The organism is Streptomyces sp. NPDC002602, assembly GCF_042889445.1.
Lineage (GTDB): Bacteria > Actinomycetota > Actinomycetes > Streptomycetales > Streptomycetaceae > Streptomyces.
In genome coordinates this window covers 12,143-35,075 of the sequence record NZ_JBIAQX010000006.1, presented here as the reverse complement: position 1 = coordinate 35,075, position 22,933 = coordinate 12,143, and the positions used below count along the sequence as shown (strand labels likewise).

19 protein-coding genes and 1 pseudogene are annotated in these 22,933 nt (G+C 73.8%); 11 read left to right on the top strand and 9 right to left on the bottom strand.

Annotation, left to right across the window (positions count from 1 at the left end; genetic code table 11):
* Window positions 1-143 precede the first annotated feature (143 nt).
* Window positions 144-1,061 (bottom strand): factor-independent urate hydroxylase, encoded by a 918-nt coding sequence (pucL, locus tag ACFYW3_RS18450; RefSeq protein ID WP_351760393.1) that lies wholly within the window; start codon window positions 1,059-1,061, stop codon window positions 144-146.
* A gap of 296 nt (window positions 1,062-1,357) precedes the next feature.
* Entirely contained in the window at window positions 1,358-2,707 is a 1,350-nt protein-coding gene (locus tag ACFYW3_RS18445; protein WP_389386784.1) for an aspartate aminotransferase family protein, read from the bottom strand.
* 330 nt (window positions 2,708-3,037) lie between these two features.
* Here ACFYW3_RS18445 and ACFYW3_RS18440 point away from each other — a divergent pair, with 330 nt between their 5' ends.
* Complete coding sequence (locus ACFYW3_RS18440) at window positions 3,038-3,508, top strand: ATP-binding protein (RefSeq protein ID WP_389386783.1); 471 nt, start codon at window positions 3,038-3,040, stop codon at window positions 3,506-3,508.
* Here ACFYW3_RS18440 and ACFYW3_RS18435 read toward each other — a convergent pair.
* From ACFYW3_RS18435 to ACFYW3_RS18425, 3 genes and pseudogenes are all read right to left on the bottom strand, one after another.
* Window positions 3,501-4,277: pseudogene (locus tag ACFYW3_RS18435) on the bottom strand (SigB/SigF/SigG family RNA polymerase sigma factor); the annotation flags it as partial. The gene ACFYW3_RS18440 and the pseudogene ACFYW3_RS18435 sit on opposite strands and share 8 nt — an antisense overlap.
* Window positions 4,278-4,382: 105 nt before the next feature.
* Window positions 4,383-5,303, bottom strand: coding sequence for a PaaX family transcriptional regulator C-terminal domain-containing protein (locus ACFYW3_RS18430; protein ID WP_351760387.1), 921 nt, complete (start codon window positions 5,301-5,303; stop codon window positions 4,383-4,385).
* Complete coding sequence (locus tag ACFYW3_RS18425) at window positions 5,300-5,893, bottom strand: GNAT family N-acetyltransferase (RefSeq protein WP_389386782.1); 594 nt, start codon at window positions 5,891-5,893, stop codon at window positions 5,300-5,302. Before ACFYW3_RS18425 ends, ACFYW3_RS18430 begins: the two co-directional genes overlap by 4 nt.
* A gap of 109 nt (window positions 5,894-6,002) precedes the next feature.
* Here ACFYW3_RS18425 and ACFYW3_RS18420 point away from each other — a divergent pair, with 109 nt between their 5' ends.
* Window positions 6,003-7,025: an alpha/beta hydrolase family protein gene (locus ACFYW3_RS18420; RefSeq protein ID WP_389386781.1), complete on the top strand. Its 1,023-nt coding sequence runs from the start codon at window positions 6,003-6,005 to the stop codon at window positions 7,023-7,025.
* A gap of 138 nt (window positions 7,026-7,163) precedes the next feature.
* On the opposite strand, the gene ACFYW3_RS18415 is transcribed toward ACFYW3_RS18420, so the two are convergent.
* The 3 genes from ACFYW3_RS18415 to ACFYW3_RS18405 form a co-directional block, all read right to left on the bottom strand.
* Window positions 7,164-8,603 carry a DHA2 family efflux MFS transporter permease subunit gene (locus ACFYW3_RS18415; RefSeq protein ID WP_389386780.1) on the bottom strand — a complete coding sequence of 480 codons (1,440 nt, stop codon included), beginning with the start codon at window positions 8,601-8,603 and terminating at the stop codon, window positions 7,164-7,166.
* Between the two features lie 176 nt (window positions 8,604-8,779).
* Complete coding sequence (locus tag ACFYW3_RS18410) at window positions 8,780-9,358, bottom strand: NAD(P)H-dependent oxidoreductase (RefSeq protein ID WP_351760375.1); 579 nt, start codon at window positions 9,356-9,358, stop codon at window positions 8,780-8,782.
* A 141-nt stretch (window positions 9,359-9,499) separates the two neighbouring features.
* A complete protein-coding gene (locus ACFYW3_RS18405) occupies window positions 9,500-12,178 on the bottom strand; it encodes an AAA family ATPase (RefSeq protein WP_389386779.1) in 2,679 nt (892 codons plus the stop codon).
* Between the two features lie 106 nt (window positions 12,179-12,284).
* Between ACFYW3_RS18405 and ACFYW3_RS18400 the strand changes: the two genes are divergently transcribed.
* From ACFYW3_RS18400 to ACFYW3_RS18390, 3 genes are all read left to right on the top strand, one after another.
* On the top strand, window positions 12,285-12,902 hold the full coding sequence (locus ACFYW3_RS18400) for a DsbA family protein (protein ID WP_389386778.1): 618 nt from the start codon (window positions 12,285-12,287) through the stop codon (window positions 12,900-12,902).
* Window positions 12,903-13,055: 153 nt separating this feature from the next.
* Complete coding sequence (locus ACFYW3_RS18395) at window positions 13,056-14,102, top strand: ATP-binding cassette domain-containing protein (RefSeq protein WP_389386777.1); 1,047 nt, start codon at window positions 13,056-13,058, stop codon at window positions 14,100-14,102.
* Window positions 14,099-14,920 carry an ABC transporter permease gene (locus tag ACFYW3_RS18390; RefSeq protein ID WP_389386776.1) on the top strand — a complete coding sequence of 274 codons (822 nt, stop codon included), beginning with the start codon at window positions 14,099-14,101 and terminating at the stop codon, window positions 14,918-14,920. The genes ACFYW3_RS18395 and ACFYW3_RS18390 overlap by 4 nt, the downstream gene beginning before the upstream one ends.
* Window positions 14,921-14,949: 29 nt before the next feature.
* Here the strand turns inward: ACFYW3_RS18390 and ACFYW3_RS18385 are convergent, their stop codons facing one another.
* Complete coding sequence (locus ACFYW3_RS18385) at window positions 14,950-18,123, bottom strand: BTAD domain-containing putative transcriptional regulator (protein WP_389386775.1); 3,174 nt, start codon at window positions 18,121-18,123, stop codon at window positions 14,950-14,952.
* Window positions 18,124-18,350: 227 nt separating this feature from the next.
* Here ACFYW3_RS18385 and ACFYW3_RS18380 point away from each other — a divergent pair, with 227 nt between their 5' ends.
* The 6 genes from ACFYW3_RS18380 (at window position 18,351) to ACFYW3_RS18355 (ending at window position 22,895) form a co-directional block, all read left to right on the top strand.
* A complete protein-coding gene (locus ACFYW3_RS18380; RefSeq protein WP_351762322.1) occupies window positions 18,351-19,181 on the top strand; it encodes a PP2C family protein-serine/threonine phosphatase in 831 nt (276 codons plus the stop codon).
* 49 nt (window positions 19,182-19,230) lie between these two features.
* A complete protein-coding gene (locus tag ACFYW3_RS18375) occupies window positions 19,231-20,175 on the top strand; it encodes an MASE1 domain-containing protein (RefSeq protein ID WP_351762319.1) in 945 nt (314 codons plus the stop codon).
* Between the two features lie 100 nt (window positions 20,176-20,275).
* Entirely contained in the window at window positions 20,276-20,776 is a 501-nt protein-coding gene (locus ACFYW3_RS18370) for a hypothetical protein (protein WP_389386774.1), read from the top strand.
* Window positions 20,777-20,789: 13 nt separating this feature from the next.
* Window positions 20,790-21,641, top strand: a complete 852-nt coding sequence (locus ACFYW3_RS18365) for an immunity 49 family protein (RefSeq protein ID WP_389386773.1) — start codon at window positions 20,790-20,792, stop codon at window positions 21,639-21,641.
* 10 nt (window positions 21,642-21,651) lie between these two features.
* The gene (locus ACFYW3_RS18360; RefSeq protein ID WP_389386772.1) at window positions 21,652-22,038 is read left to right on the top strand and encodes a toxin-antitoxin system YwqK family antitoxin; all 387 of its coding nucleotides are present in this window, start codon (window positions 21,652-21,654) and stop codon (window positions 22,036-22,038) included.
* A complete protein-coding gene (locus ACFYW3_RS18355; RefSeq protein WP_351762310.1) occupies window positions 22,035-22,895 on the top strand; it encodes an immunity 49 family protein in 861 nt (286 codons plus the stop codon). Before ACFYW3_RS18360 ends, ACFYW3_RS18355 begins: the two co-directional genes overlap by 4 nt.
* Window positions 22,896-22,933: the final 38 nt, after the last annotated feature.

Below are 22,933 nucleotides of genomic sequence, written 5' to 3'. Positions count from 1 at the left end.
GGAAGCGCGAACGGCACGGACGCCGGGGAACGCGAACGGCACGGACACCGAGGAAGCGCGAACGGGCCGGACGCCGGCCGGGGAACGCGAACGGCCCGGACCCCGCGACGCGGTCCGGGCCGAACCGACGGCCGCCTCGGGCGTTACGCCACGATCCAGTCGCTGGTGGCGATGACGGGCCGCACGCCGTCACGGTGGATGGTGCCCTCGATCAAGCCGTACATCCGGTCCGCCGCGAAGTAGACCTCGTTGTCGTTCTTGAGGCCGAAGGGCTCCAGGTCGACGAGGAAGTGGTGCTTGTTGGGCAGGTTCAGCCGGACCTCGTTGACCTTGGGGCAGTTGTCCAACACCCGCTCGGCCATCTGGTTCAGGGTCTGCTGGAGCGAGTACGAGTAGGTCTCCGCGAAGGCCTCCAGAAGGTGCTTGCGCACCTTCTTGTACGACCGGTCCCAGTCGTACGCGGAGTCCTCGGCGGCCAGTGCCGAGTGCGCCCACCGCGAGGTCACCTTGGTCGCCAGGATGCGGTCGTACGCCTCCTGGAGGGTCGTGTACTGGTCCTTGATGTAGCCGTGGAACTCGGAGTTCGTCGAGTTCATCACCGTCAGGTCCTTCAGACCGGAGATGACCTGGAGTCCCGTCGTCTCGCTGAACGTGACCTGCGCGGTGCGCACTTCCTGACCCTTGAGGACGAAGGAGTGCTGCTCCTTGCGCGTGGGGACCGGGATCCGCTCCCACACGAACTCCTCGATGCGGATCTGCGCCTCGCGGATCGGCACCTGGGAGGAGACGAAGTGCCTGGCGAGCAGGATGCCGAAGGCCTCGGGGGAGTCGATGCCGTGTTCCTTGGCGAAGGCGTACACGGTGTTCTTGGTGGTGTCGGTCGGCAGGCAGTTGGCGTTGTCACCGGTCAGGTGGACGTCGCGGAACTCGCCGCGCAGGGCCACGGAGACGTTGAGGTCGCGGATCTCGTGCCAGGAACCGTCGCTGCCCTTGCGGGTGACCTTGACGATGCGGTTCTCGGCCTTGCCGTACTGGTTCTGCGCCAGGACGTGCTTGCTCATGGTGTCTTCCTTCGGGTTCTCGGGAACACGGAGTCCGGTTGTCTGGATCCCGTACGCCCGGCGTCCAGCGCCCGCCCGAAGTTCAACCCGAAGTTCAAGACGTGCCGCTCCCCGCCGTTCGGTCCCGCGGGACCGCCCCGGGACTGACGTGCATCCCGGTCCGTAGGTGCTTGGTACTGCTGTGTGCCGCGCTACGGATTGCAACATGTGCGGGGGAGGATCTCCCCCGCACGGATCATCCGAATACCGGCACCCACGGATTGGGCGACCCCACAGACCTCGAAGGAAACCGCAGGTCAGGCCATGTGTGCGTCGGCGACCGAGAGGGCCTCGTCGAGGATCGCCAGGCCCTTGGCCACGTCCTCGGCGGAGATGTTGCAGGCCGGCGCGACGTGGATGCGGTTGCCCGCGATCAGCGGCCACAGCCCGCCCTTCTTGCAGGCGGCGCCGAACGCGGCCATCGGCGCGTTGTCGGCGCCCGAGGCGTTGTACGGGACCAGCGGCTCGCGCGTCGAGGGGTCCCGGACGAGTTCCAACGCCCAGAAGGTGCCCATGCCCCGGACCTCGCCCACGGCGGGGTGCCGCTCGGCGAGGGCGCGCAGGCCGGGGCCCAGCAGGTCCGTGCCGGTGCGGGCGGACTGCCCGACGGTGTCCTCCTCCTCCATCACGTTGATCGTCGCGACGGCGGCGGCGCAGGCGAGCACGTGCCCGGAGTACGTGAGTCCGCCCGGGTAGGGCCGGCGGGCGAAGGTCTCCGCGATGGCGGCGGAGATGGCGACCCCGCCGAGCGGGACGTATCCGCTGGTCACGCCCTTGGCGAAGCAGAGCAGGTCGGGGCGCACGTCCCAGTGGTCGGCGGCGAACCAGGCGCCGGTCCGACCGAAGCCGACCATGATCTCGTCCAGGATGAAGACGATGCCGTACCGGTCGCAGAGCGCGCGCACGCCCGCCAGGTAGCCGGCCGGGGGCACGAGTACGCCGGGGGCGCCGCCGACGGTCTCCAGGATGATCGCGGCGATGGACTGCGGGCCCTCGAAGACGATGGTGTCCTCCAAGTGCCGCAGGGCGCGGGCGGATTCCTCGGCCTCGGTGGTCGCGTGGAAGGGCGAGCGGTAGAGGAACGGGCCCCAGAAGCGCACGACGCCCGCGGTCGCGGTGTCGTTGCCGAAGCGGCGGGCGTCACCGGTCAGGTTGATCGCCGTGGAGGTGGCCCCGTGGTACGAGCGGTACGCGGACAGCACCTTGGGCCGGCCGGTGTGCAGCCGGGCCATTCGTACGGCGTTCTCCACGGCCTCCGCGCCCGCGTTCGTGAAGAAGATCTTGTCGAGGTCGCCGGGGGTGCGCTCGGCGATCAGTCGGGCGGCCTCGGAGCGGACGTCCACGGCGAAGCCGGGGGCGACGGTGCACAGCTTGGCGGCCTGCTCCGCGATGGCGGCGGCGACCCGCGGGTGTTGGTAGCCGATGTTCGTGTAGACGAGCGCGCTGGAGAAGTCGAGGAACCGATTGCCCTGGTAGTCCCAGAAGTACGAGCCCTCGGCCCCCGCGACGGCGAGCGGGTCGATGAGCTCCTGAGCCGACCAGGAATGGAAGACGTGCTTCCGGTCGGCGTCTTTCACGGCGGCGAGGGCGTCGGCTTCTGCGTTCATGAGCCGAGGGTAGTTGTCCGGGATGTGGACCCCGGGGCGCCTCCCGCGCGGCGCGTCCGGACCACCGGGGAGGCCCTCGGGGAGGCCCTTGGCGCGGTCTTCCGACGGCTTGCGGTGAGACGCCTGGCGACGAGCCGCCTTCGCGGTGCGAAGGGGGCGCCGTGCGTGGCGGGCCGCGTACCGCGCCGATTCCGGAAGATGATGCGGTGTGCAACCGGCACGCGGTCACGGCGGGCGGTGTCGAGGTCCGGGCGGACGGGACGTCGGGGTTGACCGATCCGGGCGGGGGTAGGTGCGCCGCGCAGGGGCGGTGCGGAGACGGGAGGCCCTGTGGCCGAGCAGACTCGGAGGCTGGTCCTGGGCGGTGCCACGACGGGGGTCGTCACGCGCTGCCGGGACTTCACCCGACAGGCACTGGCCGACTGGCAGTGGACGCGCGACCAGGACGCGGTGGACGACGTGCTCCTCCTGGTCTCCGAAGTGGTGACCAACGCCTGCCTGCACGCGGGCGGGCCCCGCGAACTCGTCCTGCGGCACGCCCCCGGACACCTGCGCGTCGAGGTCAGCGACGACAACCCGGAGCCTCCGCGACGGCGGGTGTCGGGAGATCGCGGCCGGCCGGGAGGACACGGCCTCGTCGTCCTGGAGAGACTCGCACGGAGCTGGGGGGCGCAGCCGTCTGGCGGCGCGGGGGTCGGCAAGACGGTCTGGCTGGAAGTGCCGGGTCCGGGGACGGACGCGGCCCCGACTCCGGGGTCGGGCCCCGGTCCGGATCCGGGTCGGTCGACTCCGGGTCCGTGAGGAGCCCGGTGCGCAGCCGGGTCAGGGTCCGGCTCAGCAGCCGGGACACGTGCATCTGGGACAACCCGAGCCGTTCCCCGATCTCCGCCTGGGTCAGCTCCTCCCCGAAGCGCAGCTCCAGCAGGCTCCGTTCGCGGGCGGGCAGCCCGGCCAGCATCGGCACCAGCGACTCCATGCACTCGATCAGGTCGTAGGCCGGCTCCTCCGCGCCGAGCGAGGGCCGCGCCGTGTACGGGTCGCGGTCGCTCTCCTCCTGCGGTTGCGGCGGGGCGTCCAGCGAACGCGCCGAGTAGGCGCACGCCGCCTTGCGGCCCTCCGCGAGCTCCTCGGGGGTGACGTGCAGCCGCTCGGACAGTTCGGCGTCGGTGGGCTCGCGGCCGAGGCCCTGTTCCAGGGCGTCGTGCGCCTTGGCGGTGTCGATCCGCAACTCCTGGAGCCGGCGGGGGACCTTGACGGCCCAGCTGGTGTCACGGAAGAACCGCTTGATCTCCCCGGTGATGGTGGGCATCGCGAACGAGGTGAACTCGACGCCGCGGGCCGGGTCGAAGCGGTTGATGGCCTTGATGAGACCGATGGTGCCGACCTGGACGATGTCCTCCATCGGCTCGCTGCGGTTGCGGAACCGGCGGGCGGCGTACCGCACGAGGCTGAGGTTGAGTTCGACGAGCGTGTTGCGCGTGCGGGAGTACTCCTCGGTTCCCTCTTCCAAGGCGGCGAGTTCGCGGAACAGGGCCACCGAGAGGGATCTGGCCTCGTGGGTCGAGACATCGGTGAGGTCGGTGTGTTCCATCGCTCTGCGCTCCTCCGGCGGCCGGCCCCGGGGGCGGGGCCGTCGTCGCGCGGTCTAGAGGGATATACCCCCTCACATCATGACCTACCCGGGCGTATCGCGCGGCTCGTCCCGCTCCGCGCCCAGGGCCTGCGCGTACAGCCGGAACAGGCGGGGCCCCGGGGACGTCGTGGTGGCGTGGAGCCGGTCCCAGGCGCGGGCGGCGGCCGCGCGGGCCGCGGCGCCCGGCCAGGGGCGGGGCAGCAGCTCGGGCGGCAGCAGCGGGTCCGGGAGCATCGCCTCGGAGAACGCCGCGGCCAGCTCCACCGCGCGCGCCAGCGGGTGGACGGGCCCCGGGCCGTGAAGGTCCCGCTCGGACGGTTCGCCCCCGGACGGCCCCGGCTCGGACGGATCCCGCTCCGAAAGCCCCGGCTCGGGGCGTGACGCCAGCTCGCGCAGCGCCTCGTACCGCTCCGCGATCTCCGTCAGCGGCCACAGGCGGGCGGCCAGGGCCCGCGGGTCGTCCGTCCCGCCCACCTCCAGATCCCGGGTGCCGAGGCAGGTCAGTCCGGCTCCCACCCCCAGTTCGGCGGCCCGGGCGCGGACGTACGGCCCGATCGGGTTCGGGGTCACGTACAGCCCGCCCTGCAGCGGCGCCGCCCCCAGGCCCGTCAGGGCGTCCCGCAGGGCGTCCCGTGCGGCCCGCGCGGATTCGGGCACGGCGAAGGCGAACACGTGCCACACCCCGTCCCAGGGCTCCAGGCCGCGGTCCTGTCGGTAGGCGTGGCGGACGTACTCCACCTCGGGGACGGCCGGCAGGCCGCCTCCCGGCCCCGCCGCGCGCAGCATCGCCCGTCGTCCCCGTCCCTCGACCTCGAAGCGGCCCTCCGCCACCAGCCGCTTCACGCACAGGCGGACCTGCTGGTCGCTCATGCCGAGCGCGCCGGCGACCTCGTACAGTTCGCCGCCGTCGACCGTGCCGTCCTCGCGGACCAGCGCGTGCACCACCAGCCGCGTGGGGATCATCGGGCCGTCACCGCCTTGTGCATCGTCGTGACGGCCCCGAAGCCCAGGACGTCCCGCAGCCACGGCGTCCGCCGCACCTTCACGGCCCGGAAGCCGCGCCGCTCGTACAGGGCCCGCGCCCGCGGGTTCTCCTCGACCACGTCCAGCCGGATCCGCCGGCAGCCCTGCTCCGCGGCGACCTCCTCGACGCCGTCCAGCAGCAGCGCGCCGATGCCCTCGCCCCGCCGGGCGGGATCCACGGCGATGCCGTCCATGACCAGCTCGCCGCGGGCCGGGGTGCGTTCCAGCAGCGCCAGCAGGAACACCCGGTACAGGCCCCTGACCTGCCCGTACGCGGCCCTGATCGCGGCCGCGTCGCCGCCGACGAGGCCGCGACCGGCGAGTTGGTACCCGGCGACGCCCAGCACCCGCCCGTCGTCGGCGAGGACGGTGAGGGCCCGGTCCGTGTGCAGGTGGTCCGCGATGAACCGGCGCCCCGGCCCGGCGGGCCCGAGGGCGGCGCCCAGTTTGTGGCCGAAGGCCTCCCAGTAGAGCTCGGCCACCCGTTCCTCGGCGCCCTCGGGCAGTCCGCGCAGCAGTGTCGTCGTCATACGCACAAGCATAATACGTTCACGGCGACTACGATCGTTTGAAGTTCGATAGTTTCTTGGTTCCGCGTTCCTTTCCCGATCGGCGCGGACGTCACACGGGGGTACCGGCATGTCCCGCACACCACGCACCGCACGGCGCACCCTCCGCGATCTCCTTCTCCTCGCCCTCGCCGGCGCGCTCCTCCTCACCGGCGTCGTCGTCTGGCAGAACGACTACGACCTGCGCGAACAACGGGTCACCGTCCCCGCCGCGGGACACGAGCTGTCCGGGGTGCTCGCCACCCCCACCACCGGCCGAGGGCCCTTCCCCCTGGTCGTGTTCGTCCACGGCGACGGCGAGGTCGACGCCACGCACGACGGCTTCTACCGCCCCTACTGGGAGGCCTTCGCCCGCGCCGGCTACGCCTCCCTCTCCCTCGACAAGCCCACCGACTGGCTCGACCAGACCATGGACGACCGTGCCCGCGAGAGCCTCGACGCCCTCGCCTGGGCGGGCCGGCGACCCGAGATCGACCGGGCCCGGATCGGGCTCTGGGGCGCCAGCCAGGCCGGCTGGGTCCTGCCCAAGGTGGCCGCGAGGGCCCCGGCGCCCGGGGTCCGGTTCGTGATCGCCGTCGGCACCGCCGTGAACTGGGAGCGGCAGGGGGAGTACAACCTGCGCGCGGAACTGCGCGACACGGGGGCCGGCCCGGAGCGGGTCGCGGACGCCCTGCGCCGCAGGGAGACGGTCGGCGCGCTGCTGCGGCGCGGCGCCGGCTACGAGGAGTACCGCGCGAGCCCCGACGTCGATCCCGAACTGTCCTCCGCGCGTTGGACGTTCATCGGGCGCAACCACACCGCCGACGCGACCGCGGACCTGCGGGCGATGCCCCACGTGCCCGTGCTGCTGATCTCGGGCGCCGACGACCTGAACGTCGACGGCGCCGAGACCGAGGCCGTGTACCGGGAGTCGCTCGCCCCGGGCACCCTCACGGTCCGCCGCTATCCGGGAGCCACCCACTCCCTGGTACGCACCCCCGTCGAACGGTCCTCGTGGCGACTGCCGCTGACGGCGCTGTTCGCCCCGAGGCGGCTCTTCCCGTCGGGTCTCCTCGACGACCAGCGGGCCTTCCTCGCGGCGCGGACGCCCTGACGCGAGGCCGACGGCCCCCGAACCGAGCGGCACCCGCAACCGAGAACCCCTGCAACCGAGAACCCCCGGGTCCGGGGCCCGCCCGTCGACCCGGCGCGCCCCGGACCCGGGGGTCCGCTTCCCGTGACCGGCGTGCGGTCACCCGTTCGTTCGGGGTTGCAGGAGCGCCGGTACCAGGGCGGCGGCCAGCGCGACGACCACCCACAGGTAGGTGTCCTGGAAGGCGCCGGCGAGCGCGGGGGCCGACGTGCCGGCAGCGACGGACAGACCGCCGCCGCCGGCCGCGGCCGTGGTCAGCAGCACCGAGAACAGCGCCATGCCGATCGACCCGGAGATCTGCGAGTTGATGTTGAGGAGGGTGCTCGCGGCCGGTACCTGTTCGGGGCCGAACCCGCGGGTCGCGCCGGTGATGGTCGGCATCATCGTCATCCCGACGCCCGCGCCGGCCACCGTCAACGCGGCCATCAGCCGCCAGTACGGGACCCCGGCGTCGCCGATCTGGGCCGTGAAGGCCGCGTAGCCGAGCACCGCCAGCGACACCCCGACCGGCACGATCCGCCCTGCCGGGACCCGGTCGGTGAGCCGGCTCGCGATCTGCAGGGCGATGCCGGTCGCCAGCACCTGAGGGATGCCCAACAGCCCCGACACCGTGGCGCTTTCGCCGCGTACGAGCTGGTAGTACACGGGCACCAGCATCAGCGCCCCGAAGTAGGCCCCCGCGAACAGCGCCATCGTGCCCACACCGGCCGAGAAGGCCCGCACCCGCAGCAGCCGCAGGTCCAGCAGGGGCGTACGCGCCTTGAGCGCCCGTACGACGAAGGCCGCCACCAGCACCGCGCCGACGAGGGTCGGCACGAGCGCGACGGGCGAGGCGAAGTCACCGTGCTCGCCGCCCGTGGCCAGCCCGTAGATCAGCGCGGCGAGGCCCGGGGAGAGCGTCAGCAGGCCGAGGACGTCGAGCGGGCGGGACGCGCGGGCGGTGTCCCGGGGCAGGATCCGCGCGGCCAGGGCCACCGCGAGGAGCCCGACCGGCAGGTTGACGAAGAAGATCCACCGCCAGGAGGCCTCGTCCACGAGCCACCCGCCGAGCACCGGTCCGACCAGCGGCCCCACCAGCACGGGAAGGCCGAGGAGACCCATCATCCGGCCCTTGCGTTCGGGGGAGGCCGCGTTCAGCACGATGGCCATCCCGAGCGGCATCACCATGCCGCCGCCGAGGCCCTGGAGAACCCGGAACGCGATCAGGGTCTCGATGTTCCAGGCGAGCCCGGCCAGGGCCGAACCGGCCGTGAACAGGGCGATGGAGGTGACGTAGAGCCGCTTCGTGCCGAAGCGGGCCGCCGCCCAGGCGGTGAGCGGGATGACGGTGGCGAGCGCGAGGGTGTAGGCGGTCGCCGTCCACTGGACGGTCGCGAGGGGAGACGCGAAGTGGCGTGAGAGACCACTCAGGGCGACGCCGAGGATGGTGGTGTCGAGCACCGTCATGAACGCTCCGAGGACCACCACCATGGTGATCGCGAGCGGGGAGGGGGCGGGAGTCACGGTCCGCCGGGGGGCGGCCGGTTCGGTGATGGTCATCGGTGGGTCCTTCCGGTTCCGTCGGTGATCCGTGGTCGGGGGTCGGTGGTCCGTGGTCGGTAGACGGTGATCCGTGGACGGTGGTCCGTCGTCGGTGGTCGGTGGTCGGCGGGGCGCCCTTGCCGGTGGTGACGCCCCGCCGAGCCGGACGACCGTCAGTTGTTCCGTCCCCGGGATCAGTTGCCGTACGGGCGGGCCGCGCGCCCCTCGCGCAGGGTCAGCCCCCACCAGGCGAGCTGGTCGAGCAGGACCTTGGCCGCGCCGGCGGCGCCCGCCGGGTCGTCGGCCCGACCGCCCTCGCCGAAGTGATCCCATGCGGAGTGGAAGCTGACGACGTCCCGGACGGTCACGCAGTGCAGTTCGGCGAAGATCTGCCGCAGGTGCTCGACGGCGCGCAGTCCGCCGGCCTGGCCGCCGTACGACACGAAGCCGACGGGCTTGGCCCGCCACTCGGAGTGGTGCAGGTCGATGAAGTGCTTCAGGTGGGCGGGGTAGCTGTGGTTGTACTCGGGAGTGAGGACGACGTAGGCGTCGGCCGCCTCGACGCGGGCCCGCAGCGCGGCCAGTCCGGGGGTGGGTTCGGTGCCCCAGTCGGGATGGGCGTCGGGCAGGTCCAGCGCGGCGACGTCGATGACGTCAAGGTCGAAGTCGGCGTGCCGGCGGGCGATCGGGGCGAACCAGTCCGCGACGGTGGGGCCGAAACGGCCTTCGCGGGTGGAGCCGATGACGAGGGCGAGACGCAGGTTGTCTTCCATGCCCCGAACCTACGAGCGGGCGGGGTGGCGGGTCCTCTGTCGAGTGACCGGGTTCCGATGACCGGGGTCGTGACGGGGGCGGGTCCCGCGCCGGCGGAGACGGGATCCCGCGCGCCGGACCCCGCTCCCCGCCGGGGCTTTTCAGACCGCCAGGTCCAGCCGGGTCAGCTCCATCCGCGAGGTCACGCCCAGCTTCGGGTACGCGTTGTACAAGTGGTACCCGACCGTTCGTGGACTGAGGAACAACCGGGCCCCGATGTCCCGGTTGGTCAGACCGGTCGCCGCGAGCCGCACCACCTGCAACTCCTGGGGCGTCAGGCGGTCCAGATCGGACCCGGCGACGGGCTGCTCCGGCCGGCCCTCGCCCGCCGCGCGGAGTTCCCCGGCGGCGCGCCGCGCCCAAGGGGCCGCGCCCAGCCGCGTGAAGGCCTCCCCGGCCGCCCGCAGCGGCCCCCGGGAGTCGACCGGGCGCCGCACCCGGCGCAGCCACTCCCCGTACAGCAGAGCCGTCCGGGCCTCCTCGAAGCGGTCCGTGTCCCCTTCGCCGTGCAGGACCAGGGCGCGCCGGAACAACTCCTCGGAGTCCTCGGCCAGCAGGGCCTCGCACCGTACCTCCACCGCGCGGATCCCGGGCCGGTCCAGGTGCCGGGACAGGTCCCGCAGCCGCTCCCAGGCCGCCACGGCCGCGCGCGGCCGACCCGCCCGCAGGGCGGCCTCCACCTCGTCGGAGTCCCGGCCGCAACACGTGCACGCCGCGCCGGCGGGCGCCGCGGCGGCCCGGTCCGCGGCCGCCTCGTGCCGGCCGAGCCCCAGATCGAGCAGGATGCCCGCCGACGCCAACCGGTGCCGTGTGTCGGGCAGGTCCACCGCCCCGGCGGTGGCCGCCAGTTCCCGGAACCAGGCCTCGTCGCCCCGGGCCGCCGCCAGGCCGGCGAGCGTGCCCGCGAGCTGCGCGCCCGTCCGGGCCTGCCCCGTGTCGGCGGCGATCCGCAGCCCCTCCGTACCGCCGGCCAGCGCGTCCCGGTGCAGCCCGAGCCGCAGTTGGGCCTGGCACACCTCCAGCAGGGCGCGCGGCAGCACCCCGATCGCGCCCTGTGCCCGGCACTCCCGCTCGACGGCGGATGCCCGCTCGAAGGCCGCCCGGTGATCGCCCAGGAACCCGGGCCAGCACGCGGAACGCAACGCCTCCCGCAGGTCCCCGAGTTCTCCCGCGGGGCGGGCCGAGGAGTCGCGCAGGAACCGCAGCGCGTCCGTGCGGACCGCCGCGTCCGGCGACGACAGTCGGGCCAGCGCCCGGATCTCCGCCAGGTTCGGCACGCCGGCCTCCGTCGCCGCCTCCGTCGCCCGCGCCACGCCCTCCGGGTCCCCGCCGACCCACGCGCTGCCCACGGCGAGGAACAGCATCCGCCCCGAGCCCCGCGGGTCCTCGGCGGCCACCGCAGGCGCCGCCTCCACCAGCAGGGTGTGCGCCCGGGCCAGGTCGCCCCGCTCGTCGGCGATCTCCGCGACGATCGACGCGAGCCGGGCGTCGGCCGCCGCACCGCCCGGTGCGACGCGGGCGGTCGCCGCGAGCCCGCACGCCCGGTCCAACTGGCCCGCGTGCAGGGCCGCCTGAGCCGCCGCGCCGAGTCGGCGCCCGCGCTCGGCGGGGTCCGGGCTGAGTTCCGCGGCCCGTTCGTACACCCCGGCCAGCGCGGCGTGCCCGCCCCGCGCGCGGACCTGCTCGCCGCCGCGCTCCAGGGCCGCGGCGACCCCCTCGTCGGGGGCCGTCGCCGCCGCGGCCAGGTGCCAGGCCGCCCGGTGGCCCTCGCCGGCCTCCGCCAGGGCGCGGTGCGCGGCGAGCCGGCGGGCCGCCGGGACGGCCCGGTACGCCGCCGACCGGATCAGCGGGTGCCGGAAGACGAGCCGGGTCCCGTCGAGCCGCACCAGACCGTGCCGCTCGGCGGGCGCCAGGTCGGCGAGCCCCGCTCCCAGTCGGCCGGCGGCCTCGAAGACCGTCCCGGTGTCGTGCTCGTCGGCGGCCGCCGCCACCAGCAGCAGCGTCCCGGTCGGCTCGGGCAGCGCGGCGATGCGGGTGGCGAAGCTCTGCTCGATCCGGCCGCGCGGACCTTCGTACGGGGAGCCGTGTCCCTCGCGCCGCGCCGTGGTCAGCTCCAGCAGCGCGAGCGGATTGCCCTCGGCCTCCCGCAGGACGTCCTGCCGCTCGTGGTGCCCGAGGTCGGCGGCGTACAGGGCCAACAGGTCGGCGGCGGTCGCCCCGTCGAGGCGCCGCAGCCGCAACTCGTCCAGCCCGGCCGGACGGAACTCGGGCGTGTGCGGGTCCCGTACGCAGAACACGAGGGCGATCCGTTCGGCGTGCAGCCTCCGGGCGGCGAACACCAGGGCCTCGGCGGACGCCTGGTCCAGCCACTGGGCATCGTCCACGAGGCAGAACAGCGCTCGCTCCTCGGCCAGTTCGGCCAGCAGCGTCAGCACCGCGAGGCCGACCAGGAACCGGTCGCCGCCACCCGCGGCGGCCTCCCCGGTCCCCAGGGCCGTCCGCAGCGCGGCGGCCTGCGGGCCCGGCAGCGCGTCGACCCGGTCGAGCACGGAACGCAGCAGCAGGTGCAGTCCCGCGTACGGCAGGGCGCTCTCGAACTCGATGCCCGTCCCGCGCATCACCCGTACGTCGTCGCCCGCCTCGGCGAGCACACCGTCCAACAGGGCGGTCTTCCCGATGCCGGCCTCGCCCCGCACCACGAGCACTCCGCTGCGGCCGTCGCGCGCCCCGGCCAGCAGCCCTTCGACGACGGCCCGTTCCGCACCCCGGCCCAGCAGCATCGAACGTCCCCCTCGGATCCCCGTCACCCGACGGATGCCCGGGCCGTCCCGGTGCTCCTACCGTCGAGTCGTCAGCTCGACCACCCACCGTACGCGGAGGCCCCCGATGAAGATCGAATTCACCCTCGACATCCCCTGCGTCTGGTCGTACTTCGCCTTCGCCCGCCTCACCCGGGAGGCCGCCCGGGTCCGCGCCGCCGGCGGCACGGTCGACCTGGTGTTCCGCCCCTACCAGTTGGCGCCCGAGGCCACCGTCGAGGGCGAGCCGAAGACGGAGGTGCTGCGGCGGGCGTTCGGCGCCGACGTCGCCCCGGCGACGGCCCGGATCACGGCACTGGCCGCCGCCGAGGGCCTGGAGTTCCACCACGACGGGGCCGTCTTCTCCCACACCTTCGAGGCACACCGCCTGATCGCGGTCGCCGCCGCGCAGGGCCGGGCCGAGGCCGCCGTCGAGCGGCTCTTCCGGGCCCACCACACCGACGGCCTGAACATCGCCGACCCCGCCGTCCTGCGCCGCCTCGCCGCCGACGCGGGGGTGACCTGGAGCGACGAGGGAGCCGACGCCGTCCGTGCGGCGCTGGCCGCGGTCCGCGCCGAGGCCCTGCCCGGCATCCCCCACCTGCGGTTCCCGAACGGGGTCACCTTCACGGGCAACCCGTCGCGACAGGCCCTGGCGGGCGCCCTCGCGCCGGCCGCCGTCCGCCAGGGCCTGTCGTCGAGGTGACGTGCGGCCCGCACGGCAGGGCGTGTCAGCAGGCGGGCAGGCCAGGCCGGCAGGGCGTGTCAGCGAGCTGTCAGGAGGGCCTCAAGGAGCTGTCAGCGGGTCGGGTCACGGTGAGGTCGTCACAGAGGAGCGACGACGAAACGAGCGAACACCATGACCCCCTCGCATTCCCCGGACCACGCGGCGATCACCGTCAGCGGGCTCCGCAAGTCCTACGGCGACAAGCACGTCCTGGACGGGATCGACCTCCACGTCCCGACCGGTTCGATCTTCTCCCTGCTCGGGCCGAACGGCGCCGGCAAGACCACGACCGTGCAGATCCTCTCCACCCTGATCGCCCCCGACGCCGGCCGGGTCCGCATCGCGGGACACGACCTGGCCGAGGAGCCCCGGTCGGTCCGGGCCGCGATCGGTGTCACCGGGCAGTTCTCGGCGGTCGACAAGCTGCTGACCGCCGAGGAGAACCTGCTCCTGATGGCCGACCTCGCCCACCTCGGCCGGTCGGAGGGCCGGCGACGGGCCTCGGAGCTGCTGGAGGCCTTCGACCTGGCCGACGTGGCGAAGGGGATCGCGCTCACCTTCTCCGGCGGCATGCTGCGCCGCCTGGACCTCGCGATGACCCTGGTGGCCAGGCCGCGCGTGATCTTCCTCGACGAGCCGACCACCGGCCTCGACCCGCGCAGCCGGCGCGCCATGTGGCAGGTCATCCGGGACCTCGTCGCGGGCGGCGTGACGATCTTCCTCACCACCCAGTACCTGGAGGAAGCGGACCGGTTGGCCGACCGGATCGCCGTGCTCGACCACGGGAAGCTGGTCGCGGAAGGCACCGCGCACGAACTGAAGCGGCTGGTCCCCGGCGGCGGCATCAGCCTCCGGTTCGCCGACGTCCACGGGGTCGAACGGGCCGCCCGCACCCTGCGCGAGGCCACCCGCGACGCCGGCGACCCCGAGGCGCTCACCCTGCGCGTGCCCGGCGACGGCGGCGTGCGCGCCGTGCGCTCCCTGCTCGACCGGCTCGACGCCGAGGCCGTCGAGGTCAGCGGACTGACCGTGCACACCCCCGACCTCGACGACGTGTTCCTCGCGCTCACCGGCCGGCCCCGGGCCGCGACCGACGACTCCACCGCCCGTGCCAACACCGACGCCACCACCGCCGACGCCACCACCACCCAGGCCATCACCGAGGAGACCGTGCGATGAGCACCGTGACGACCACCACGCGCACCACCGCCCACGCCACGCCCGGGGCGGCGCGCCCCGACGCACTGCGCGACTCCCTGACCATGCTGCGCCGCCAACTCAAGCACGCCCTGCGCTACCCGGGACTGTCGATCGGCACCCTCGCCGTCCCCGTGGTCTTCCTCGTCCTGTTCGTCTACGTGCTCGGCCGCCCCCTCGCGGCCGGCATCGGCACCGGCACCGCCTACATCAACTACCTGGCTCCCGGGATCATCCTGATGACCGTGACCGCCGCCGCGACCACCACCGCGGTGTCCGTCTGCACCGACCTCACCGAGGGCATCGTCGCCCGCTTCCGCACCATGGCCATCTCCCGCTCCTCGATCCTCGTCGGCCATGTCATCGGCAGTTTCGTGCAGACCATGGTCAGCGTCGGCCTCGTCGTCGGCATCGCCGTCCTGATGGGCTTCCGTCCCACCGCGGGGCCCGGAGGATGGCTCGCCGTCCTGGGCCTCGTCGCCCTGCTGACCTTCGCCGTGACCTGGCTCGCCGTGGCCCTCGGCACCCTGAGCAAGACCCCCGAGGGTGCCAGCAACACGGTCCTGCCGTTGGCCTTCCTGCCCTTCATCGGCAGCGCGTTCGTCCCGACCGACAGCATGCCCACCGTCGTCCGCGTCTTCGCCGAGCACCAGCCGTTCACCCCGGTGATCGAAACCATCCGGGGCCTGCTGACGGGCACCCCGGTCGGCGCCGAAGGCGTCATCGCCGTCGCCTGGTGCCTCGGGATCACCGTCGGCGCCTGGCTCTGGGCCACGCGGCTCTTCAACCGCCAGGGCTGACCGTGTGAACCCTCGTGCGGCCCGCCGCCCTACCGGACGTCCCGCACGAGCTCCCGCACCGTCCCCATGGTCGCCTCCGCGCCACATCGCGCCGCCTCGGTGAACTCCTCGCCGAGCGCGGCGCGCGCCGCGTCCTCCACTCGTCGCGCGTCCGGTCGGGAATGATCGGGGCCGCCGCGCAGCGCGACGGCCGCCGCCAGCAGAGCGGCCGCCTGCCGCGCCCGGCCCCGACGCGACTCCTGATCCGCGCATCCGACCAGGACCTGGGCCAGTGTCGGCGCGTGCTGGGCGGCGAGCGCCAGTTCCACCGCGCGCGACCGGTGGGCCGCCGCCGCGTCGAGATTCCCGTCGGCCGCCTCCAGGTGACCCAGCGCGTCCTGGAACACCGCCTCGAACGCCGGATGCACGGCCGGCTCCCGGATCAGCTCGCCGGCGCGCTCCAGTTCCCCCCGAGCCTCCCCCAAGGCGCCTTCCCACAGCCGCAGTTCACCCTTGGCGAGCGCCGTCATCGCCGGCGCGTCGGGCCAACCGACCGCCGCCGCGTCCCGTTCGGCCGCCGTGATCGCCTCGGCGCTGCCCGCCCGGTCGTCGAGCAGCCACCGCAACTGCGCCTGCCGCAGCCGTGCGTGCACCCGGTCCTCGACCACCCCCATCTCGGTGATCACGGCGATGGCCTCGCCGTGGTGTGCCAGCGCCGCCACCAGATCGCCCCGCTGCGCGACCAGGTCCGCCAGCACGGTCAGCGAGAAGGCGGTCCCCCAGCGCTCCCCGGTCGCACGGAAGCCGGCCAGGGCGGTGCGGATGGCGCCCTCCGCCTCCGCGGTCGGCCGGCCGCCGAGCCCGAGCAGCGTGCGGGCGCCTTCGAGCCGGCCCGTCGCGGCCAACCACGGATCCTCGTCGTTGATCAACTCGTCCCACGTGTCGGCGGGCGGCGGGGTCCCGGCGGCGGCGCTGCTCATCAGCCGGTGCAGCGGACCCAGGAAGCGGATCAGGGGATGCCGGCCGCCGGTGGTGCGTTCCGCCAGTTCGCGGGCCCGTTCCAGCACCTCGCCGAGCGGGTTGCCGAGGCCCGCGGTGGCGAGGAGGACGGACAGCGCGTAGGCCAGTGCTAGCTGCCCGGTGTCCGATTCCCCCGGTACGGACACCGCCTGCGCGGCGAGCTCGGCCCCCAGGGCCTTGTGACCGCTGAGCCACCAGTACCAACCGGCCGCCGCGACCAGGCGTACGGCGCCCCGCGCGTCGCCCGCCGCGACGGCGCCGCGCAGGGCCGCGTTCAGGTTGTCGTGCTCGGCGGAGAGCCGCGCCAGCCAGTCCAGTTGTCCGGCGCGGCGCAGATGCGGGTCGGCGGCCTCGGCGAGCTCGGCGAACCAGGCGGCGTGGGCCGCCCGTATCGCCTCCCGTTCCCCGGAACCGTCGAGGCGCTCCAGGCCGTAGGCCCGGATGGTCTCCAGCATGCGGTAGCGCCCGTCGCCCGCGGTGACGAGCAGGGACTTGTCGGCGAGTGAGGTCAACAGGTCCCACACCTCGTACGCGTCGACCGGACCGCCCGCGCACACGCTCTCCGCCGCCTCGACGGTGGCGCCGCCGGGGAACGCGGCGAGCCGGCGCAGCAGTGCCCGCTCGGCCTCGGTGAGCAGCTCCCAGCTCCAGTCGACGACCGCCCGCAGGGTGCGGTGCTGGCGCGGCGCGGTCCTGGCCCCGCCGGTCAGCACCCGGAACCGGTCGTCGAGTCGGGTCGCCAACTGGTCGGGGGCCATCGTGCGCAGGCGGGCGGCGGCCAGTTCGATGGCCAGTGGCATCCCGTCGAGGGCGTGGCAGATCCGGACCACGTCCCCCACGGTGTCGGCGTCCACGACGAAACCGGACCGGGCGGCCGCCGCCCGTTCGGCCAGCAACCGCACCGCCGGGTACGTCACGGCCTCGGCGGCGTCCGCCCCGCGCGGCGGCAGGTCCAGCGGGGCCAGCGGCCACAGCGCCTCGCCGGTGAGGCCGAGCGGCTCCCGGCTGGTGGCCAGGATCCGGACCCCGGGGCATTCGCCGAGCAGCCGGTCGGCGACCCCGGCGGCGTCGCCGACGAGGTGCTCGCAGTTGTCGAGGAGCAGCAGCGCGGTGCGGTGGCGCAGCGCGCGGACGAGCCGGTCCAGGGGATCCCCGGACCCCGGCGCCGGTTCGCGCAGCCCCAACACGGCCAGCACGGCTTGCGGTACGTCGGCCCCCGCGCCCAGCGGCGCCAGTTCGACGAGCCACACCCCGTCGGGGAAGTCGGGGAGCAGCGGCCGGGCCGCCTGGGCCGCGAGCCGGGTCTTTCCCGCGCCGCCCGGCCCGGTGAGGGTGACCAGCCGGAACTCCCCGAGGAGTTCCGCGACGCGGGCGATGTCGGCGTCCCGTCCGACGAAACTGGCCAGTGCCGTACGGAGGTTGGTGGCGGGTTCGGCCCCGACGGGCCGCGCCGCCGGGGCGGCCGGCGGGGCCTGGACCTCGCCGCGCAGCAACGACGTGTGCAGCGCGGCGAGTTCCGGCGAGGGGTCGGCGCCCAGTTCCTCCGCGAGGGCCTCGCGGGCGCGGGCGTACGCGGCGAGGGCCTCGGCGGGCCGGCCGGCGGCGGCCAGGGACCGCATGAACGATCCGACGAGCCCTTCCCGCAAGGGGTGTTCGGCGACCAGGGCGGCCAGTTCGTCCACCACGTCCCGACCGTGCCCGAGTGCGAGGTCGGCCTTGATCCGTTCCTCCAGGACGGCCAGCCGCAGCTCCGTCAGCCGGGTCGCGGGTGCCCGGAAGAACTCCGACGCGGCCACGTCCAGCAGGGCCGGTCCCCGCCACAGGTCGAGCGCCTCGCGCAGCAGCCGGGCCGCCCCGGCGACATCGCCGGCCGGCGCGGCCGTCCGCCCGGCCGAGGCCAGCCGCTCGAAGCGCACCACGTCCACCGCCTCGGGCTCCACCAGCAGCCGGTACCCGGCCGGATGCGACTCGACCTCCACCCCGGGCAGGGCGCGCCGCAGACGGGACACCAGGGCCTGGAGGGCATTGGCGGCCCCCATGGGCGGGTCCTGTTCCCAGATCCCGTCGATCAGCAGTTCCGAGGGCACCACCCGGCCGGGCTCCAGCGCCAGCAGCACGAGCAGGGCCCGCAGCCGCGCCCCTCCGACCGCGACGACCCCGTCCCCACCCCGTACTTCCAGGGGCCCCAGCATCCCGATGCGCATGACGGCATGGTCGCAGAGGGCCCCGTCGCGCCACCGGGCCGGCGGCGGATCCGCCGCCGGCCCGTTCCGGCACGCCGCCGGGCCCGGGGGCCCCTACCCGCTCCCGGGCCCGGCGGCAACCGCACGGCGTCCCCGGGCGGGGATCGGGGCGCGCAAATACGATGGGCGTACCGCTCGGTCGTCCCACGTCGTCCCACGTCTTCCCACGGAGAGAGGTCCAGACGCCCATGGCCCCGCGTCGTGCCCCTCGGCAGGCGAGCGCCGACGACCTCCTGGCCACCCTCGGACGGCTCACGGCCCAGGCCCGGGAAGGCGCCGAGCTCCAGCGGGCCCGGGTACAGCTGGCCGAGGCGCTGCAACGCGAGATGCTGCCGCCCTCGCTGCCCGACGCCCCCGGACTGCGGACCGCCGCCCGGTACGCGCCCGCCCGGCAGGGCCTGGACATCGGCGGCGACTGGTACGACGGCTTCCCGCTGGCCGACGGCTCGCTCGGGTTCTCCATCGGCGACGTACAGGGCCACGACGTGGAGGCGGCGGCCTTCATGGGGCAGATCCGCATCGCCCTGCGCGCCGTCGCCGCGGCCGCCGAGGACCCCGGCGACGTGCTCAGCCGGGCCAATGACCTGCTGATCTCGGTCAACCAGGAGCTCTTCGCCACCTGCACCTTCCTCCGCTTCGACCCGAGCACCTGGGAGATCGACGGCGCCCGCGCCGGGCACGTCCCGGCCGTCTGGGCCACGGTCGACGGCGACTGCGGGACGGACGAGGACGCGGGCGGCCTTCCCCTGGGCGTCCTCTCCGGCTCCGATTACCCCGTCACCCGACGGCGGCTGCGCCGGCCGGGCGCGTACGTACTGCTCACCGACGGGGTGGTCGAGGGTCCCTCGTTCCCCATCGAGACGGGGCTGGCGGAGGTGCTCCGGGTGGTCCGGGACGGGGCGGGCGCGGACCCCGAGGAGTTGGCCGCCGAGGTGATGAAAGTGGCCGACTCGACCGGCCACGCGGACGACGCGGCGGTCCTCGTCCTGCGCCACGACGCACCACCGGGGGCCGAGTAGCGCGTGTCAGGCGCCGCCGGGAGCCGCCGGCCGTTGTCTCATACATGGGGTGCACACCGAGCGATGGCAACGCCGAGGCCTCCCGTACCTGCTGCTGTCGATCCTCGCCGTCGCCCTCGCCTATTACCTGGGCGGACGCGTCGGCCTGCTCCAGCGCGTGGTCCTCGCGGGCGCCCAGGTCACGCCCCTGTGGCTGCCCACCGGGATCGCGGTCGCCGCTCTGCTGTGGCTGGGGCCCCGGATCTGGCCGGGGATCGCGCTGGGCACGTTCTGCGTCATGCAGACCCTCGGCCCGTTCGAGCCGGTCGGCCTCGCCATCGTCGCGGGCAACACCCTCGCACCGCTGTGCGCGTACGCGATGCTCCGCCGCGTCGGCTTCCGGACCGAGATGGACCGGTTGCGGGACGGCCTGGCGCTGGTCTTCCTCGGAGGGCTGCTGCCGATGCTGATCAGCGCCACCGTCGGCGCCGGGGTGCTGGCGCTGAGCGGGAGCCTGCCGGCGAGCGGGTTCTGGCCGGTCTGGTGGTCCTGGTGGGCCGGTGACGCGATGGGCGTGTTGGTCGTGACCCCGCTGCTGCTGGTCCTGCCCCGGTTCCGACTGTCCTCCGACCTCTACCGGGTCGCGGAGGGGGCGGCACTGGCGGTCACGGCGGTGGTGGCCACCCTGCTGGTCACCCGCAGTTCGCTCTCGCTGCTCTTCCTGGTCTTCCCGCTGCTGATCTGGGCCGCCGTGCGCTTCCGACTGCCGGGAGCGGCGCCCTGCTCGCTGCTGATCTCCGTACTGGCCATCGCGGCGGCCACCGATCGGGCGGGCCCCTTCGAGGACCACAGCCTCTTCGAGGTCATGGCCAACCTGATGGCGCTCAACGGCTCGGCCGCCCTGACGGCCCTGCTCCTGTCGGCCTTGGTCACCGAGCAGCGCAACGTCCGCCGCAAGATCGAGCAGGCCTGCGTGGAGCTGGCCGAACTGGTCGCCCGCCTCTCCCCGCCGTGACCCGGACGGTGACGCGCTGAGCCCCCCCCGGGATGTGCCCGAACCCGACAGATGTTCTATGTTGCACAGGCAGAACAGCGGGGGAGGCGACGGACGACACATGGCACGGGACTACGACAGCCAGTTGCTGGAGTCGGTGGCGGTACGCCGTCGCAGGATGCGCGACGCGCTGCTGTTCGGGGCGGGGCGGGCGAGACGCACCGCGGACGAACGGCTCGGGAAGGTGTTCGCGGGGATGGCCATCGCGGCCGTCCTGTGCGCGGGATGCGTCGGATGGTCCTTCATCCAGTCCACGCTGGCGAAGCAGAAGGCCGAACAGGAACAGCAGAGGCAGCGACAGCAGGGCCTCGTGCAGCCGTACGCGCAGCCGTCGGCGACGCCGGCCCCCTCGCGAGCCCCGGCCCCGTCGAAGACGGCCTCCAAGGCGGCGTCCGGGCACGCCACCGGGCATGCCACCGCGCCCGCGTCCGGGCCGCGCTCCCCGAAGCCCTCGAAGTCCGCGGCCCCGGCCGGATCGGCGACCCCGTCGAAGTCCCCCCGCCCCGCCAAGGCCCACGCGTCGCCGTCGGCGACGAAGTCGCCCGAGTCGACCCATTCGTGAGAGTGATCCTTCGGTGACGGTGGTTGTCGGCAGTCATGTCACGGCGGGCGTCGTGGAGGAGGAGTGGGTCGTATCTCTCGGTGAGGACCTCACGGAGGACATCGACGAACTGGAGCGGTACCCGCACTCGCTCGGGGCGGTCTTCGGCGACGCGCTGATGCATCTCGGGGCCCGCTGCACCGTCGATCCGCGGGCGGCGAGGGCGGAGACCTGGGAGGCGGTGGTCAACGCGCTTCAGTTGGGAGCGGCCGTCTTCGCGACCGAGTCTGCGGGCGAAGGGACCGTACCCTGCTTGATCGACCGTCAGGTGCGTGTGCTGCCGGCCGGGAGTGACGAGGCCGCCTCGACTCTGGGGACGTGGCTCGACACGTTCTGGCTCGCGGTGGTGTGTCGTGATCAGACGCGGATCGCCGAGTTGTGTCGATTCCCGCTCGACCGGCTGATCGCCGTCGGGTTCGAGGAGTACCTCTCGCACTGGGTCGACGCGCTGCGGACGTACGGGCTCCGGGGGCCCGGCCTGGTGGAGCGGTTGACCCGCGCGGTGGAGAACTCCTCGCCCGATGTCGCGGTGCGGGTGCCGCGGGATCTGCTGGAGGGGGTGCTGGCCCCGCCGATCCATCTGTTCAGCCTGTTCGTCACCGGGGACGCGAACGGTTTCAACGAGGTGCTGGTGCGGGCGCTGGAACTGCACAGGGCGTACTGGACCGCCGAGGGACGATCCGAGAAGCCGGGTGGTCATCTCGCCCTGGGCCCGCTGGCCCTGGCATGCCTCGCCCTCGACGCCGGGATGCCGGTCCGGGTGGAGTCGGGCTACCTGCCCCACCACCTGTTGCACCGCTCCCGACTCGGCGAATTCCCCACGTGAGGCGGACCGTGTGACGAGCCGGGTGCGACGCATCGACGTGGACGACCCGGACGTGGACGGCGACTACTCGCACCGGCTCCTCTACCGGGGAGAGCCGTTCACGGGCGAGGCCGAGGAATACCTCGCCGGCCGCCGGGTCAGCGTGACGAGCTACACGGAAGGCCTCAAGGACGGGCCGTACCGGCACTGGTACCCGAGCGGGGCCCTCCAGGCCGAGGGAGTCATGCGGAGCGGGTTCCTGGCGGGAGAGGCCCGGAGATGGCACGAGAACGGAGTCCTCGCGCGGAGACTGCTGCACAGCGAGGACGGGCGCATCGCCCTCGCGGGATGCGAGTGGGACGAGAGCGGCGCCCCCACGCGGACGTGGGAGCGCCCCGACACCAAGGAGAACGAGTGACCACCACCGTTGAGCGCCACGGCACCCCCGAACCCGGTGACGAGGCGTACGCGAAGCGGCTGATGGCCTCGGCGATCAAGCAGATCGAAGCCCTGAACCGTTCCACCCGGATGCTCGACGCGCTGTGGGATTCCGTTCAACTCGCCGTGTGGGCCCGCGCGGCCGTGGATCCGGCCGGCGGGTCCATCGACACCTGGGAAGCGGTGGTCAACGCGGCGCAGGTGGGCTCCGCGGTGTTCCGGCTCACCGGCGCCGGCGAGGGGACCGTCGATTGCCGAATACACCATGAGACACGGCGACTTCCGGCCATGGGCCCCAAGAAGTTCGCGAGTGCGCCGAACTGGCTGGGCGCCTTCTACTACGCGGTCATCTGCCGTGACCGGGAACGCGTGACCGAGTTGTGCGCGATCCCGATGGACAGGCTCCGCGCGGCCGGGGCCATGCACGACGAGTACCTGTACCACTGGGTCGGGGCGCTCCAGGCGTACTGGACGAACCGGCAGGCGGACATGGTGGAGGAACTGACCCTGGCCTTTCGGCAGTCCCACCCCGACGCGGTACGGATCGCGCCCCGGGACTGGCTCCAGCAGCTCTCCTGTCCGCCGATCAACCTCTTCTACCGGTTCGTCAAGCGCGACCACGACGGCTTCGACACCGCGCTGATCCAGGCGCTCGAACAGCACAGGAAGTACTGGGACCAGGAGGATCGCGACTTCCACGTGACCGGCCTGTGGGCGATCGGCCCGCTGGCCATGGCCTGCCTCGCCTTCGACGCCGGCTTCCCCATCGACGTGGTCTCGGACTACCTGCCGGTCCAGCTCCTGAACCGGAGCCGGGTCGGCGAGTTCGACACGTAGGCGGGCTCCGGTCGTGCGCCCGCCAGGGATTGCGGGAC